The 16,915-nt window shown below is 36.9% G+C and carries 15 protein-coding genes and 1 tRNA gene; 8 read left to right on the top strand and 8 right to left on the bottom strand.

The genetic code is table 11. From position 1 onward, the window contains the following. Positions 1–8: 8 nt before the first annotated feature. The 5 genes from JEM49_RS00740 to JEM49_RS00720 all read right to left on the bottom strand — a co-directional run bounded on the left by JEM49_RS00740 (position 9) and on the right by JEM49_RS00720 (position 4,950). Positions 9–731, bottom strand: coding sequence for a GntR family transcriptional regulator (locus JEM49_RS00740; protein WP_201873173.1), 723 nt, complete (start codon positions 729–731; stop codon positions 9–11). A 122-nt stretch (positions 732–853) separates the two neighbouring features. After that, positions 854–1,096: a hypothetical protein gene (locus JEM49_RS00735; protein WP_013437702.1), complete on the bottom strand. Its 243-nt coding sequence runs from the start codon at positions 1,094–1,096 to the stop codon at positions 854–856. 18 nt (positions 1,097–1,114) lie between these two features. Then, positions 1,115–2,530 carry a PTS sugar transporter subunit IIC gene (locus JEM49_RS00730; protein WP_201873170.1) on the bottom strand — a complete coding sequence of 472 codons (1,416 nt, stop codon included), beginning with the start codon at positions 2,528–2,530 and terminating at the stop codon, positions 1,115–1,117. After that, complete coding sequence (locus JEM49_RS00725; RefSeq protein WP_201873167.1) at positions 2,530–3,912, bottom strand: glycoside hydrolase family 1 protein; 1,383 nt, start codon at positions 3,910–3,912, stop codon at positions 2,530–2,532. The genes JEM49_RS00730 and JEM49_RS00725 overlap by 1 nt, the downstream gene beginning before the upstream one ends. Positions 3,913–4,089: 177 nt before the next feature. Further along, positions 4,090–4,950 (bottom strand): ROK family protein, encoded by an 861-nt coding sequence (locus tag JEM49_RS00720; RefSeq protein ID WP_087175832.1) that lies wholly within the window; start codon positions 4,948–4,950, stop codon positions 4,090–4,092. A gap of 123 nt (positions 4,951–5,073) precedes the next feature. On the opposite strand from JEM49_RS00720, the gene JEM49_RS00715 reads away from it, so the two are divergent. Then, positions 5,074–5,562: a nitroreductase family protein gene (locus JEM49_RS00715; protein WP_201873165.1), complete on the top strand. Its 489-nt coding sequence runs from the start codon at positions 5,074–5,076 to the stop codon at positions 5,560–5,562. 109 nt (positions 5,563–5,671) lie between these two features. Next, positions 5,672–6,325, top strand: coding sequence for a DUF4767 domain-containing protein (locus JEM49_RS00710; RefSeq protein WP_239442187.1), 654 nt, complete (start codon positions 5,672–5,674; stop codon positions 6,323–6,325). Between the two features lie 78 nt (positions 6,326–6,403). Here JEM49_RS00710 and eno read toward each other — a convergent pair whose 3' ends face one another. Then, positions 6,404–7,690 carry a phosphopyruvate hydratase gene (gene eno, locus JEM49_RS00705; RefSeq protein ID WP_098045964.1) on the bottom strand — a complete coding sequence of 429 codons (1,287 nt, stop codon included), beginning with the start codon at positions 7,688–7,690 and terminating at the stop codon, positions 6,404–6,406. Positions 7,691–7,916: 226 nt separating this feature from the next. Between eno and JEM49_RS00700 the strand changes: the two genes are divergently transcribed. Beyond that, positions 7,917–8,750, top strand: a complete 834-nt coding sequence (locus JEM49_RS00700; RefSeq protein WP_201873162.1) for a DegV family protein — start codon at positions 7,917–7,919, stop codon at positions 8,748–8,750. Between the two features lie 52 nt (positions 8,751–8,802). Here the strand turns inward: JEM49_RS00700 and JEM49_RS00695 are convergent, their stop codons facing one another. After that, complete coding sequence (locus JEM49_RS00695; RefSeq protein ID WP_013437709.1) at positions 8,803–9,378, bottom strand: phosphatase PAP2 family protein; 576 nt, start codon at positions 9,376–9,378, stop codon at positions 8,803–8,805. A 103-nt stretch (positions 9,379–9,481) separates the two neighbouring features. Continuing rightward, complete coding sequence (gene bsh / locus JEM49_RS00690) at positions 9,482–10,459, bottom strand: choloylglycine hydrolase (protein ID WP_087175835.1); 978 nt, start codon at positions 10,457–10,459, stop codon at positions 9,482–9,484. Between the two features lie 148 nt (positions 10,460–10,607). On the opposite strand from bsh, the gene JEM49_RS00685 reads away from it, so the two are divergent. From JEM49_RS00685 to JEM49_RS00665, 5 genes are all read left to right on the top strand, one after another. Then, a tRNA-Ser gene (locus tag JEM49_RS00685) sits at positions 10,608–10,696 on the top strand. 134 nt (positions 10,697–10,830) lie between these two features. Continuing rightward, a complete protein-coding gene (locus JEM49_RS00680; protein ID WP_201873159.1) occupies positions 10,831–12,219 on the top strand; it encodes an amino acid permease in 1,389 nt (462 codons plus the stop codon). 141 nt (positions 12,220–12,360) lie between these two features. Continuing rightward, positions 12,361–13,317: a thymidylate synthase gene (locus JEM49_RS00675; RefSeq protein WP_098045980.1), complete on the top strand. Its 957-nt coding sequence runs from the start codon at positions 12,361–12,363 to the stop codon at positions 13,315–13,317. A gap of 9 nt (positions 13,318–13,326) precedes the next feature. Continuing rightward, complete coding sequence (locus JEM49_RS00670; RefSeq protein ID WP_087175838.1) at positions 13,327–13,833, top strand: dihydrofolate reductase; 507 nt, start codon at positions 13,327–13,329, stop codon at positions 13,831–13,833. A gap of 622 nt (positions 13,834–14,455) precedes the next feature. Next, a complete protein-coding gene (locus JEM49_RS00665; RefSeq protein ID WP_087235601.1) occupies positions 14,456–16,870 on the top strand; it encodes a cation-translocating P-type ATPase in 2,415 nt (804 codons plus the stop codon). The last annotated feature ends 45 nt before the right edge of the window (positions 16,871–16,915 follow it).

Genomic DNA, 16,915 nt, shown 5'->3' with positions numbered 1-16,915 from the left:
TATTACCTCTAAAAACGATTATTATCTAATAGTACGTAATCACGTGTATCATAACGATTCTTGCTGACAGAATATTCGATAGGTTGACCATTAGTAAGCCAAATAATCTGTTCCAATTCGAGAATAGGATCATCTTTTTTAGCATTTAAATATTTTTGATCATATTTGTCTGCTTTATTAGCGCGAATCTTACGATAGGCGTGTCCAAATTTTAAATTAAGATTCTTATGAATGTAGTCATAAATTGATTTATGCAAAATGTTTTCATCAAGATCAGGAATTAATTTAACCGGCATGTAAGTATGCTCAAGGATAAGTGGTTTATCATTATAAAGTCTTAACCGCAGAATATTATAAATCGGTTCTGTTTTTTGGATTTCAAGATTCTTTTGCATTTGTTCATCAGGAAATTCTACGAAGAAATGAATAATTTGACTCTTAATGGCATCTTTACCCATTTGATTTCTTAAACCAATGAATGCGTTAGCTGGGGCATCAATTTTTTCCTTAATTGGAATTTCTCCAGTAACGAAGGTGCCAAGTCCGGATTGTTTATAAACCAGACCCTGTCGTTCAAGACCATCAAATGCTTTTTTGACAGTTAAGCGACTGACATTAAATTCTTGAGCAAATGTCTCTTGATCGGGAAGAGGCTCTTGCTTATTGTAGATGCCTTGTTTAATTCTTTTTCTTAATTCATTTGCTACTTCTAGATATTTTGCCTTTGCCATGTTTTTTCATCTGATTTCTATATTAGATTTACATCTTTATTGTATAGCAAAAGTCTATACTTTAGTAAAAAAGAGACATTATTTTACTATTTTTATAGCTTAACAACGTCTCTTTTTATGAATTATTTCAAATCTTTAATACCTTGATCAATTGCATCATCACAGTCAATAGGGAGTCGTAAAACCATTTGACCATCGATTTCAATTCCTTTAGGGATTTGAATAACACCAGGGAAGTGATATCCATGATGAGCTTTGGTTTCATCATCTAAGTATACAGATACTTGGCCATCGGCTTTGACGCCAATTTTATAATGATGACCGTCACGATCAAATTCATTTACAATTTTTTCTTCATTATTCAATTTTAAATGCCTCTTTTATTATTTAGTTTCGTTTGCTTGTTCACGTTTAAGTAAGATATTGTCATACTTCTTAGCAAATGGCCAATAGATCAAAGTAGAAATTACTAGAGTACATGCTTGCCAAATGGCCATCTTCCAACCTCCGATTAGGAATCCGGAAATAACAGCTGGCGTAGTCCAAGGTGCAGCCATACCATTTAATGGTGGAACAATACCAAATCTGATTACGCAGTAAGTAGAGATAGCTACGACAATTGGAGTTAAGAAGAATGGAATTGCAAGGAATGGGTTCATAACGATAGGCATACCGAAGAGGAATGGTTCGTTAATGTTGAAGATACCAGGTACTAATTCCAATTTACCTAATGACTTCATTTGTGCTGATTTAGCAGCAATTAAGATGAAGATAACTAAACCGATAGTAATACCAGAACCAGTTAAGTTAATAAAGTTGTTGTAGAATTCGTTAGTAACAACGTGAGCACCGTTGGCAATAGTTAATTTGCCGGCTCTGTATAATTGAGCGTTGTCAAATGAGTTTGCTTGAAGAAGTGAACCAGCAATGGAACCAACAATCAAACCACCGTGAACACCGAAGAACCAGAAGAATGGTACTAAGAAAGCGATAACAACTGCACCACCAAATGAATCTGATACACCTTGTAATGGTGATTGAATGGTTTTGTATACCCATTGTAAGAAGTCAGTGTGTGCAAAGTTATTAAATGCACCGAAGATAAGCATAGTAACAGTTAAGATTACACCAGCTGGAATCATAGCAGTAAATTGGTTAGATACTGCAGGTGGAACTTGCTTAGGAAGCTTAATAGTCCAACCAGCTTTCATCATTGCTGAGTAAGCCCAACCAACAATCAAACCTACGATAATGGCAGCGATCATACCGTCACCACCAAGCCAAGTGATGTTGATAACACCAGTTACAGGAGCTTCCAAGAATGTTTGTAAAGCATGAGGTAACTTATCAATATTTTCAGCAACTACCTTGCCGCTCATTTGACCGTTATTGATACCGGAAGTTAAAGCGGCTTTTAATGGGCTGTCGATTGCTAAAGTTTGGAGCATTAAGAAGGAAGCACATGCAGTAAGCCCACCAGCTAATGGTTCATAGCCTTCATTTTTGACATAAATATAAGCAATACCAATTGAGCCCCAAAGTGCCATAATGTTAAAAGTTGTGGTGTAAGCTTGATTGAAAATTGCCCCCCAACCAGAAGCATTAATTGCATTAGCCACTGCTGGAATAGGGATGTTGGATAAAATTAAGAAAATAGAACCAACAATAATGAATGGCAAAGTATAAATCATACCATTCTGTAAAGCAACAATAGCTTTAGTATTAACAAATTTCATAATAGGTGGCAGAATTTTGCTGTTCACAAAATTACTGAACCCAGATTGTTTTTGATCAGTCATTATAATTCATCTCCATTATCTTTAAGTACCTTTTGAAACCAATAGAATGATTTCTTAGGCACACGTTTTAAATCTTTTAAATCGTGGTTTGATCTGTTGACGTAAACAGCACCGTAGCGTTTTTCCATATCAGCATGAGAACTTGGAATATCAATCAATCCCCAGCCGAGATAACCAAGCACCTTGGCGCCGTCATCGAAAATAGCATCTTTCATAGCTTTGATATGGTCGCGGTGATAAGTGATACGCTCATCATCTTCGATCATATGCTCGCCGTCCCAAGTTTCCTTGAGGCCGATACCATTTTCAATAGGGAAAATAGGAATGCGGTAGTAGTTATACATTGTAGTAATTGCATTCCTAAATCCTAGTGGGTCAATTGCCCAACCCCAATCGTTGGTCTTAACATATTTGGATTCAACTCCACCTTCGTTAAGGTAACGGTTAGGAGCTTCACCATCAGGAATTTTATCGCTAGATAAAACCCAGGATGAATAGTAAGAAAATGCCAAGAAGTCGGCTTTAGCTTTCTTCATTATTTCTTTGTCTTCATCTGTAATGTCCATTTCAATGCCATGATTTTTGGCATATTGCATTACTTCTGGTGAATAGCCACGGCCGGTGTCAGCATCGTAAATATTAAAGTTTAAAAACTCTTGTACTTGTTTTGCTGCCCAGACATCTTCAGGCTTGCTCGTTGCTGGATAAATTTGTTGGTAAGCAAGCATTCCACCGATTTTTACATCTGAGTAATTCTCGTGGATGTAATTTGCCAATTGAATATGACACATCATCGTGTGATGGAAGATAGTGTACATATCATCCAAACTCTTATCTCCAGATTCGTAACCTGAGATATTAAAAACTTCATCTTGGAAATATAGGTTATGTTCGTTGAAAACAATCCAATATTTCACTCGATCACTAAAATGATCGATTATCTTTTTACCAAAACGGACAAAGGCGTCAACTACATGCCGTGACATAAAGCCATTGTACTTTTTGGCTAAATTAAGCGGCATATCAAAGTGGTAAAGACAGATCATTGGTTGGATGCCGCGCTTAAGCATTGCATTAACTAATCGATCATAGAAGTCGATACCCTTTTGGTTGAAGTCGCCATCTCCATCGGGACAGACACGAGACCATGAAATTTGAATACGGTACATGTTCATGTTCATGTCCTTCAGTAAGTCGAGGTCTTCATCATATCTATGATATTCATCGATTGCTACATGCCAGTCACTGGTATTGTCAGTAGCGGGTCGAACATCATAAACTGAAAGACCTTTACCATCTTCATTCCATGCACCTTCAGTTTGCATACTTGAAACTGAGTTGCCCCAAAAGAATGTGGATGGCAATTTGCGCTTTTCAGTCATCTAGATCCTCTCTTCCCTCTGTAAGTGCTTTCAATTCTTTACATGAATAAGTATAGCATAATGCATATAAAAATAAATAGTTTTTAATTAAAAATCTATACTTTTTATAATTGCAAAATAAAAAGCCCATTACATTGGGCCTTTTAGAAGGGTTAAATAGCAATTAGCGTTTAGCTATTAATGTGTTTGCTCAAAATTTGCTACCGCACCGCGTAAGTTTGCATCACTCTTTAAACTGCAGAGAACGATCTCAGGTTTAATGCTTGATGGATTAATTTGAGTTTGAATATGATCGATTTCACGATTCAGCAATGGAATTAATTCTGGATTATTGGAAATTCCACCACCGATTACAATTTTTTTAGGGTCAAAACTTTGTTGAACGTTGTAAATTGCCAGAGCTAGGGAATGAATTAAAGTTTGACGTTCATCGCTAGCTACTGGATCATCTTCATCTGCTAAGGCAAAGACGGTTTTACCATCAAGTTTTTTGCCAGTTCTTTCATTGTAGCGGTTGGCCATTGCTACTGGGGAAGCGAGGTCACTGACGGATTCTGTATCAAACCCCATGTAGCCAAATTCACCACCAAATAGGTGAGCACCATGCCAAACTTTTTGGTTAATAATAATGGCGCCACCTATACCTGTGCCAATTACGAAGAAGGCCATACTATCGGAGCCTTTACCTGCCCCTTCTGCTAATTCGCCTAAAGCAGCAGAGTTAGCATCGTTTTCCATGGAAACAGGTAATTCAAAGCGTTTTTCTAATTCGTCAACAATTTTAAAGTTGTGAATGTATGGAAGTGCACTAGTACCACCGATAATGCCCGTTTTTTGGTTTACAGCACCGGGTGCAGAGATTGCGACACCTTTAATATCAGTATCTTCTTTTATTTTGTTTACTTCATCAGTTAAAACAGAATAAAAAGTGTCTAAATCTTTGGGAGTATCTACGGCATGTTTATTTTGTAATTTGCCATCTTTCCAAGTTGCTATCTTAATTGTTGTACCACCTATATCAATTGCGGCTAAATTCATGATCAAAAATCTCCTTAGTAAAAATATATACTTTTTAAGATAATCATAAATATTTTTGAAAGCGTTGTCAACAATTCACCTAATGATAAAATAGGAATGTAAGGAAGCTTAGGAGGATTATATATGGTAAATTCAATTTGTGAAAATAGAAGAGCAGTCCGTAAATATTCTAATGAAGCAATTTCTGATGAGAAGATTCAAGAAGTGATTGCCGCTTTTCAAACCACACCTTGTGGCATGCACCAAGCAAATGTGATGAACTTAGTTGTAGTTAAAGACGAAGGCCTACGCAATAAGATAGAAGAGGTAACTAATAATTCTTGTTATAATGCACCAGTTTTATTTTTGATCAATACTAAAAAAGATAGTGAATTTGGTGAACGGGATGCATCAGTTGCTGCAGAGAATATTATGCTTGAAGCAACTGATCTGGATTTAGGCTCAGTTTATATTATGGGCGGTGCAGCAAGACTTAATGATTTTAACGATCTGCAACAAGAATTAGGAATTGATCCCGCTTTTCAAACTACAGTAATCGTGGCTGTAGGAAAAAGTGCAGTGGAACCTGAAAAAGAAGATCGTTCTAAGAGATATCAAGTAACTATTTATTAATAAAAATAAAGGACTGACATTAGTTAGCCCTTATTTTTTGATTAAATTAGCTATTTGTAAGCCTTTTATCATATAATATTCGTAGTTATATGATAAAAATGAGGAAACTATGAATAAGAAAGTTTTAGTAGGAATATCTACACTATTTTTTATGACAACGCTGACGGGCTGTAGTCAAGTGCATTTTGGAAAAGATGCAGTTACAATCGGCAGTGAGAAAAAGGAAAGTTCTCAAACTAAGGTAAAAAAGGCACAATCTTCAAGTAAGAAAACTGTGCCGAAAAAGAAAAAAGTAGTTAAAAAGAAAAACACAAAGAAAGTCACTAAGAAAAAGACCAAGGCTCCTAAGAAGAAAATTGTAAATAAGTGGGATACCGCAAAGACGCAAAAATTGCAAAAAGCTGTTAATCAATGGGGTAAGGCAATGGGACAAAATTATCGTTTTTATGATGGTAAACGTGTTTTGAAAACTAAAAATGGCCCCACTTATCCTGACGTTCTTAAGAAGAATAGATTTTTACTTAATAAAAAGGTTATCAAGATTGGCTATAGTCCACTAGGAAAAAATAATTATCAATATAATATTGTAGCCATTGCTAATGAGGACTTTAAGTCATGGCATAATACCTATTTATTCTGCTTGATGAAGAATAAACCAGTTATTTTATTAGATCAATCTAAAAATGCTAATCCAGTAATAGTTAAAGTAGTAAAAGATAAGGAGCTAAATAAAAATTTTAGCAAGATATATACTGAAAAATAATAATTAAAGATAAAACAAAAAAGCATGTAGAAATTAATCTACATGCTTTTTGTTGAAATTGTACTCGGTTAATCGAAATTAATCGTGGTCAACATCATCTGGGAAGAATGCAAGACGTTCGCCCTTGCCAAGTTCTTCTTCGATTTCAAGCAAACGGTTGTACTTTTCAACACGTTCTGAACGAGCTGGAGCACCAGTCTTAAGTTGACCACCGTTGATAGCAACAGCCAAGTCAGCGATGAAGGTGTCACCAGTTTCACCTGAACGGTGAGAAATCATAGTGTTGTAGCCGTTCTTACGTGACATACGGATAGTTTCAAGAGTTTCAGTAACAGTACCGATTTGGTTCAACTTGATTAATGAAGCGTTGCCGGCACCTTCCTTGATGGCTTTCTTCAAAAGTGCTGGGTTAGTACAAATGAAGTCGTCAAGAACGATTTGGATACGGTCCTTGTGTGATTGAGTGAACTTAACCATACCGTCAACATCGTTTTCGTCGTATGGGTCTTCCATTGACATTAATTCTGGGAATTCTTCCAAAAGCTTGTCGTAGTATGCAGCTAATTCTTCATCGTCAAGAACCTTGCCTTCAAGGTGGTACTTGCCGTCTTCTTTGTTGTAGAAGTATGAAGCAGCACAGTCACATGCAATACCGATATCTTCGCCTGGCTTGTAACCAGCCTTAACGATTGATTCGTGTAAAGCCTTCAAAGCTTCTTCTGAGTTCTTCATGTTAGGTGCGAAACCACCTTCGTCACCCAAGCCAGTTTCGTAACCCATGTCTTCAAGAACTTTCTTCAAAGTATGGTATACGTTAACGATCTTTTCGAAACCATCACGGAATGAAGTCTTAGCAATTGGAGTGATCATGAATTCTTGGATGTCGATACCGTTGTCAGCATGTTCACCACCGTTGATAACGTTGTGGAAAGTTTGTGGCATTTCAAGATCAATACCGCCAAGGTAACGGTAAAGAGGTTGTTGACTAGCCTTAGCTGCAGCAACAGCAGTAGCCATTGATACACCTAAGATAGCGTTAGCACCAAGACGACCCTTGTTTGGAGTACCGTCTAAGTCGATCATAGTTTGGTCAATCTTAGGTTGGTTAAATGGGTCCATACCCTTTAAAGCGTCGTTGATTTCAGTGTTAACATTGTTAACAGCCTTTGAAACGCCCTTACCACCAAGACGTGAACCACCGTCACGTAATTCAACGGCTTCGTTTTCACCAGTTGAAGCACCTGATGGAACTTCAGCCTTACCTACGACACCGTTTGAAAGGGTAACGTGAACTTCAACAGTTGGGTTACCACGTGAGTCAAAAATTTCGAGTGCGTGTACATTTTCAATAACTGATTTGAGCATTATAAACCTCCTCAAAAATTATGGCATGTAACAAAAATTTTGCATGCCATACGGAACAATTTTTGTCCCGCTTACAATTCAAATTTTAGCCTAACTTTGTGATCATGTAAACATATGAAAGCGGTTTACATTTTAAAAATTAATAAAGGCAATAATAAATTACTATATCAACGCGCTATAATACATGTATTAAAATAATTGTTTATGATAAATAAGGAATTTGATTATGGAGAATATTAAATTAATTATTGATTCTAGTAGCAATATGAAAAGCAATCCTGACCACAACGTGGAAGTAGTACCTTTGACTATTTCTTTCGGCGGTAAGGATTATATTGACGATCAAAATTTGAATATCAGAGAATTTTTGAATGATATGAATCAAAATCAAGTTGCCGGTAAGACTACTTGTCCTAGCATTCAAGCTTGGCTTAATGCACTAGAAGGTACCGAAAAAGCTATCATCATCACGATGACTAGTGGTATGAGTGGTACTTTTTCCTCAGCACTTCAAGCAAAAACAATGTATGAGGAAAAGCATCCCACCAGTCAAATTATTGTAGTTGACTCAAGAAGTGCGGGCCCTGAATTAACTATTGTTTTGCACGGTATTGAGAAAATGATTCAAGGCGATATCCGCTTTGTTGATCTCGAAGAAGTAATTGCCAAATTCAGAATGCGTACGCATTTGCTCTTTATTCTGCAATCACTACATAATTTGTCTCTGAATGGGCGTGTCTCACCAGTCGCAGTCAAGGTTGCCAGTCTTTTGAAAATTAACTTGATCGGTACGGCAAGCAAGGAAGGTAAGCTTGAACCATTAACTAAGGCTAGGGGTATGAAAAAAGCAATGCGTGAATTGCTTAAATACATGAAGGACGACAATTATCATGGCGGTGAAGTGATTATTGACCACTGCGAAAATGAAAAAGATGCCGAGATTATCAAAGATAAGATCTTGGCTGAATATCCTGATGCTCAAGTTACGATTCGTCCAATGCGCGGCCTTTGCAGTTTTTATGCTGAAGAGGGCGGCATTATGGTTGGTTTTCACGAATAAAAGATAAATTAAAATAAAACGAGTATGTTCCAAGAAACATACTCGTTTTTGTTTAGAGTGCTAAAAATAATTGTTGTGAAATGCTAAAGCAAACGATTGCCAAACTAGTTGCACCAATTATGTCTGATGGGTAATGGGCTTTTAAACTCAAGCGAGAAATGATTACCATTATCCAAACAGCAATAACTGTGATGATGAAGGCGAGTCCTAAATCTTTAGCAAAAAGCTGCAATAGAATTAGCCCCATGGTCGTTGCTCCTAAAACGTGCCCACTAGGAAAGCTGTAGCCTTCTTCCATGTCTGAGTGGAGAATAGGACGCTTGCGCCGGATCAATCTCTTTAAAATGATGCCGGAAATATCCGCAAAACCTAAGGTACCCAATACCCAAAGTGCAGTTAAATTGCGCTCTTCATTTAACAAAAGGCCAGCTAAGAGCACGTCCCAAACGACCATCAATTTGGGATCGTTAATAAAGGCAATTACTTGCCATTTGTAACCACTGCGTTTTTTAACTAATTGATGGTGTAGCCAGTGGTCAAATAGATTAAAACGACGTGAGGTCTTGATATTAAAAATGAGTAACAATAAAACAGTTGCTGCAAGGAGCAACACTAAATAATTATTCAATGATGCACAATATCCCCAATAACTTATTTGTAAAATCTATTTTAACCGCAAAAGAAAAAATAATGCTAATCTTTAAACAAAATTAACATTATTTGCGCAATTTTTAGTTTTGATGATTAAATTTACCTTTAGTGAGCATATCGTAAGTAATTAAATCACTGCTGTCTAAATCTTCTTTATTCATATCAACTACGTTGATTTGCTTATTAGTGTAAGTAGTGTAGTAGAAGATACCTTTATCCAAATTGATACCATCAGAGTAAATAGTGTACTCAAAAGCATCTGGGCCGACTTGATCCAGGCCTTTTTGTTGTTCTACTGAATGCAGAATATGGAAGTAAGTGTCCACGTTTTCTTCTTCAGAATCGGAAGTAGGGGCGTTAAACTTGTTGAAGGCTACTCTGACAAAACGAGATTCTGAATCCATACCACCTGGCAAATTGCGTGAACCTAAGCCGCGGCTGTAGCCGTCCATTTTAACTTGATCTGAGAAGTTGTTCTTTGGCATTGCGGCAGAAACATCTGCGTAGTTGTTTAAGTTGAACAATTGCTTAGGGAATTGTGGGTTGTTAGTTAAGCAGCCAACAGGATTATCGTAAACGTGCATACCGTCTGCATCAGTTTCAACAACAATAGAAACACCAGTTTTATCTGCAATGATCCAGTGAAGTGGGGATGCTTGCATCTTGTCACTGAAGTTCTTCTTGGTAATGTTGATGGTAGATAATAATTTCTTAGCTTCTGCAACAGTAGCTGCTTGGCCTAAGATCCAAGGAATAAATTCGAATGAAGCAATATTGTCTTTGCCTTCTTTTACGTCGTAGTAAATGGCGTTATCTGGATAGTTAAGACCGACCATTCCTAAGCCTTTTTCGTTAGCTGCATCAAAGTATAATGGGTAACTATCTGCATTTAATGCAATACCAACCATTGCATAGTGATGATCGATTTTAGGCATGTCACGAAACTTGAATACGTAGTCGCGTGGAGTAATAACAACTTGTTGTCCAAAAGTAACTTCAAGGTCAAGGTTGCGGCCAAAGTAGTGATCCCTTGGACTAAATATAATAGATGTACACATAATTGTTCTCTTTTCTATCAACTATATCTAAAAATAGAGTACCGATATGATGCTTTAGGGATAGTTTAGCACAATAAATTTTGAAATTATATAAAATTCTAGTTTGTTTTTGATTATCTATAATAATGAGTTATAATGATAACGTTATGGAGTGTTGGCAGAGTGGTAATGCACCGGACTCGAAATCCGGCGAACCAAGTTTTCCTTGGCGCGCAGGTTCAAATCCTGTACACTCCTTAGAATTTTTAGCAAACTACCATGTAATGAATGGTAGTTTTTTTTCTTTTTCTCTTGACAAATCATCAAGTTTAAAATTAAATTTATCGAAGAATATTTTAATAGGATAGAACTGATTTTTTTGGAGTTGTTATATGAGTAAAAAGAATAACGCACCCCAACTGCGCCGTACCATGTCTGCTGGCCAAATGGAGATGATCTCACTTGGTGGAGCAATCGGTGTCGGCTTATTTATGGGGGCTACATCAACTATTAAATGGACTGGTCCGTCTGTACTTTTAGCCTATATGTTTGTGGGTTTAATTTTGTATATTGTCATGCGAGCTCTAGGGGAAATGCTCTATGTCAATCCAGGGACTGGATCTTTTGCTGATTATGCAACGGAATACGTGCATCCCTTAGCTGGGTATCTTGCCGAGTGGGCGAATGTCTTTGAATACATCGTCGTAGGGATGTCCGAAGTTGTTGCCGCGACCGAATATCTAAAATATTGGTGGCCGAATATCAGCGTGCTTTGGTCGGGGATAATAATTATCGCCTTTCTTTTGTTAGCTAACCTTGCAAGTGCCAAAGCCTATGCGTCCTTGGAATTTTGGTTTGCTATGATCAAAGTCGTTACCATTATTTTAATGATCATTTTAGGCTTTATCGTTATCTTCTTTGGCGTGGGTAACGGTGGTAAACCTACCGGTTTTAGCAATCTATGGGCACATGGTGGTTTCTTTACCGGTGGTTTTAAAGGTTTCTTCTTCTCTATGTCTATTATTGTAGGTTCTTATGAAGGTATTGAACTTTTAGGAATTTCTGCAGGGGAAGTTGCCAACCCACAAGAAGCAATTGTCAAAAGTGTTAAATCTGTTTTATTCAGAATTTTGATTTTCTATGTTGGTGCCATCTTCGTAATTGTGACTATTTACCCATGGGATCAATTGAGTAGTCTGGGGTCACCATTTGTAACTACTTTTGCTAAAGTGGGAATTACCGCAGCTGCCTCAATTATTAACTTTGTGGTGTTAACGGCTGCGCTTTCGGGTGCCAACTCAGGTATTTATTCTTCAAGTCGAATGCTGTTTAAATTGTCACATGATAAAGAAGCTCCTGGAATTTTCAAGCACATTTCTAAGCGAATTGTTCCAGATCGTGCAATTATGGGTATTTCAGGTGGTATTTTTATCGGTTTTGTTTTAAATGTAATTGCTTCACAATTTAATCATTCAGCTTCTGATTTGTTTGTAGTAGTCTTCAGTTCATCAGTTTTGCCGGGAATGATTCCATGGTTTGTAATCTTGTTAGCTGAACTTAGATTTAGAAGACACAATAAGGACGTAATGGCAAATCATCCATTTAAGTTGCCACTATATCCATTTTCAAATTACTTCGCATTCTTAATGCTCTTAGTCATCGTTGTCTTTATGTTTATCAATCCGGATACTAGAATTTCCGTTATTGTGGGTGCCTTAGTATTGATTGCTGCGACAATCGTATATTTGGTAAGACATAAAGGTGAATTTAAGAAAAATTAGAAGAAAAATCCCAAATTAAGTTTTGGGATTTTTTTCTTTGCTTAATTTATATAAACTACTAAATATGACTATATCGCATTATCAAAACCACTATATCTATGGTATTGTAATAGAAAATGATTTTTTGAAAGGTGAACAAAAATGGCGATTCTTGAACAACCATATTTAGATCTATTGCAGAAAATTATGACAGAAGGATATGATAAGGATGATCGAACGGGGACAGGTACTAGGAGTTATTTCGGTGCTCAAATGCGTTTCGATCTTTCGCAAGGTTTTCCATTGTTGACTACTAAAAAGGTGCCATTTGGCCTGATTAAAAGTGAGTTGTTGTGGTTTCTAAGAGGAGATACTAATATTCGCTTTTTATTAGAGCATAATAACCATATCTGGGATGAATGGGCCTTTAAAAATTGGGTTAATAGCAGCGAATATCAAGGTCCCGATATGACGGATTTTGGCTTGCGCAGTCAAAGTGATCCAGAGTTTAACAAGATTTATCAAGCAGAAATGAAAAAGTTTGATCAACGGATTTTGGATGATGAAGATTTTGCTAAGAAGTATGGCAACTTAGGCGATGTCTATGGTGCGCAGTGGCGACATTGGGAAAAGCGGGAAGGCGGATTTATTGATCAGATTGCCGATGTGATCAAGCAAATTAAGGAAACGCCAGATTCACGCCGCATGATTGTTACCGCTTGGAATCCTGAAGACGTTCCGACTAGTGCACTTCCACCTTGCCATGTCATGTTTCAGTTTTATGTGGTTGATGGCAAAATCAGTGTACAGCTTTATCAACGATCAGGGGACATGTTTTTAGGCGTGCCATTTAATATTGCATCATATTCGCTTTTACTTAATTTGATTGCTCGAGAAACGGGTTTGCAAGTTGGTGAGTTTATTCATACATTGGGGGATGCCCATATTTATCGCAATCACTTCAAGCAAGTTGAAGAATTGCTTAGCCGTAAGCCGTATGATTCACCACAATTATGGCTTAATCCTGAAAAGAAAAATATCGAAGATTTTGAAATGAAGGATATTAAAGTGGTTGATTATCAGCATCATGGCACGATTAAGGCGCCGGTTGCAGTTTAGGAGGACGCGATGATCGAGTATGTTTGGGCAGAAGACCAAAAACATCAGATAGGATTAGACGGACATTTGCCATGGCATTTGCCAGCAGATCTGCATCATTTTAAAGAGAAAACCATTGGTCATCCAATTATCATGGGTAGAAAAACTTTCATGAGTTTGCCAAGATTATTGCCTCAGAGAAAGCATATCGTTTTAACTCATGATCAAGATTTGAAAAAGAAGTACCAAGATAATGATCAGGTATTGATTGTTAATTCGGTTGCTGAATTAAATGATTATATTCAAAATCATCAGGGTGAAAAGCTTTGCGCGATTGGTGGGGTGTCAATTTTTAAGACATTGCTTGAGCAAGTAGATGTTTTGGAAAAAACGGAGATTGACGCTACTTTTGAAGCAGATACTGTTATGCCAGAGATAGATTATGATCAGTTTAAGTTGGTGAAGAAAAAACATCATGAAGCCGATGAAAAGAATAAATATCCTTATACTTTTTTGACTTATCAGAGAAAGAATTAAAATAGAGAGCACGTTACTATGATTGTTAGTAACGTGTTTTTACATCTAAAATTTTAGCTAATGCTTTACTATGAATTCATAGTGAAATCCTATATAATTTAGTTATATTAAGGGGAACGCTATGACTACTTCAATTAAGAACTATACCAACACTTTCAATATTAGAGGCAAAGAAATCAAAATAACTGCGCCTGCATGATTTGATGATAGTACTCAAAAAGTTGTTCCAGATATGACTCTAGATAATGCAGCTATAAAGATAGCTCAAGATAAATATCGTGAAATGTTTGATTTCGTTAAACCTGAAGAGATTAAAGCATTACGACAAAAGTGGAATTTAACGTAAAAGCAATTTGCAAAAGTAATAAGGTGGAGGGAGCCCTTCTACTGTAGCTTTATATGAAGTAGGTGAAATTCCTACTAAAAGTAATAATCGGCTACTAAAAATGATGATCAAAGATTAAAATGTAATGAAAGAATTCATTGTTGAAAGTAAGGCCGATAGTGATTTAGAAGAACTGTAAAGAAAAAATTAAATCCATTAAAAAAGAGCTTGCAAGTTGCGGGCTCTTTTATTTCTTCGGTATAATAGTACGTAAAAATATTTACTTAGGAAAAGAAAATGAACGAAGAAAAGACAAATTTAGAAACAGGATTAACTACAGCTGAAGTTGAACAAAAAATTGCAGCTGGAGAAGTCAACAAAGCTGTTGACGATCAATTTAAAACAAATAAGCAAATTATTCGTGAAAATGTTTTTACCTACTTTAACTTGATTTTCTTAGTTCTATCTATTTTGCTGGTAGTGGTTGGAGCATATAAGGATTTGACCTTTTTGCCAGTAATTATCTTGAACACCGTGATCGGGATTGTACAAGAAATTCGAGCAAAGAAAATTTTAAGCAAGTTAAATGTGATGAATGCCACGGATATTGGAGCCTTGCGTAATAGAAAAGAAGAGCAAGTTCCGATTGAAAAACTGGTTAAGGGCGATATTGTCTTATTGAAAACTGGGGATCAGATTCCTGCCGATGGTCAAGTCATTAAAGGAAATATCCGCGTCAATGAATCACTGTTAACAGGTGAATCCGATGAAATTACTAAAGAAGTGGGCGATGAATTGATGTCTGGTTCTTTCGTAGTTTCAGGTTCTGCATACATGCAACTAGAAAAAGTTGGTAAAGAAAGCTATATTTCTAAATTAACTATTAAAGCAAAAGCCATGGGAAATAGTGAGCAATCAGAGATGGTTCGCTCCATTAATAAATTGATTAAATGGGTCGGAATCATTATTATTCCCCTGGGAATAGCCCTCTTTTCAATGAGCTTTTTCGTTAATAAAATGTCGCTTTACCGCAGCATCGTTTCCATGGAAGCAGCCATTATCGGGATGATTCCAGAAGGCTTATACCTTTTGACAACGATTGCGTTGGCTCTTTCTGCTGTAAGATTGGCACGCAAACAGGTAATGCTGCATGATATGAAGAGTGTTGAAACTCTAGCTCGCGTTAACGTATTGTGCGTTGACAAAACTGGTACAATTACTGAGCCAAAAATGAGCGTGGAAAAGGCTGTTCCTTCCAAAAATTATCAAGGTGACTTGGATAATGTAATTGGTGATTTTGCTCAAAATATGCCAGCTGATAATGCTACGATGAAGGCTGTTCACGGCTTTTTCACTCAAAATAATGGCAAAAAAGCCAGCAGCATTTTACCTTTTACCTCTGTTAATAAATACAGCGGCGTCATTTTTGACGATCATACCTTATTAATTGGGGCACCAGAAATGGTGTTGAGAGACCAATTTGAGGAATACCAAGCTGAATTTGAAAAATATGCCAAGACTGGTTATCGTGTCTTAATTGTGGCCGACTATCCTGGAATTTTAACTGAAGATGATTCTAAGTTGACTAAGCCAGTTGAAGTCTATGGCTACATTCTTTTGACTAATCCGATTAGAAAAGAAGCTAAAGCAACCTTTGAATACTTTGCTAAACAAGGTGTGGCTATTAAGGTGATCTCCGGTGATAATCCTGTCACGGTTTCGCGAGTAGCGCAGCAAGCCGGTATCCAAAATTCAGATGCATATATTGATGCTTCCGAAATTCCAGAAGATGGTTATGAAGAAGCAGTTCAAAATTATAGTGTCTTTGGCAGAGTGAAACCAGAACAAAAACGTAAATTTGTTAAGGCTTTACAAAAACAAGGTAATACTGTGGCAATGACAGGCGATGGTGTTAATGATATTTTGGCTATGAAGAAAGCAGACTGTTCAATTGCGATGGCATCCGGTAACAGTGCGGCTGTTCAAGCCTCTCAAGTAGTATTGCTTGATTCAAATTTTGCTAGAATGCCTAAGGTGGTAAATGAAGGTCGGCGCGTAGTTAATAACATTCAGCGTTCAGCCAGTTTGTTCTTGGTAAAGAATATCTTCTCATTTTTGATGGCTATCTTCTCACTCGTAATGGTCATTGATTATCCATTACAGCCATCACAGATTACCTTGATTTCTGCCTTCACCATTGGCTTACCATCATTCTTGTTGGCTCTAGAAAGTAATCACAATAGAATTCGCGGACAATTTATTCCCAATATTTTGGCAAGAGCAATCCCTGGTGGGGTAACCGATATGCTGGCGGTAAGTATTTTGGTGGTTGCAGGCGGCTATATATCGCTTGATCATAATGATGTAGGTACAACGGCAACACTTTTATTGGTGGCAGTGGGAATGATGGTACTTTACCACATTTCAGCTCCATTAAATAAATTCCGTTTATGCGTAATGATTGGATCATTCGCCGGGTTAGTTTTAGCGATTATCTTCTTACACAATCTGTTCTCACTGACCATGATTTCTGATAAGGCAATGTTCATTCTATTTATCTTGTTCTGTGCGGCAACTACAATTTTCCGCTGGTTATCAAGAATTTTGGATGGTGTGCAAGAAGTATTGGTTGTCTTTGATCAAAAGGGCAAGAATATGACTTTTGCGGAACTGCATGAAGCTTATCAACGCGGGCGCAAGAGCGTTCAATAAAAAAATTAAGAGCTATCTGTTTAAAAAAGCAGATAACTCTTTTTC

The organism is Lactobacillus sp. A27 (assembly GCF_016742815.1).
Lineage (GTDB): Bacteria > Bacillota > Bacilli > Lactobacillales > Lactobacillaceae > Lactobacillus > Lactobacillus gallinarum.
The sequence above is the reverse complement of the archived record's forward strand: the minus strand, read 5'-3'. Positions and strand labels throughout refer to the sequence as shown.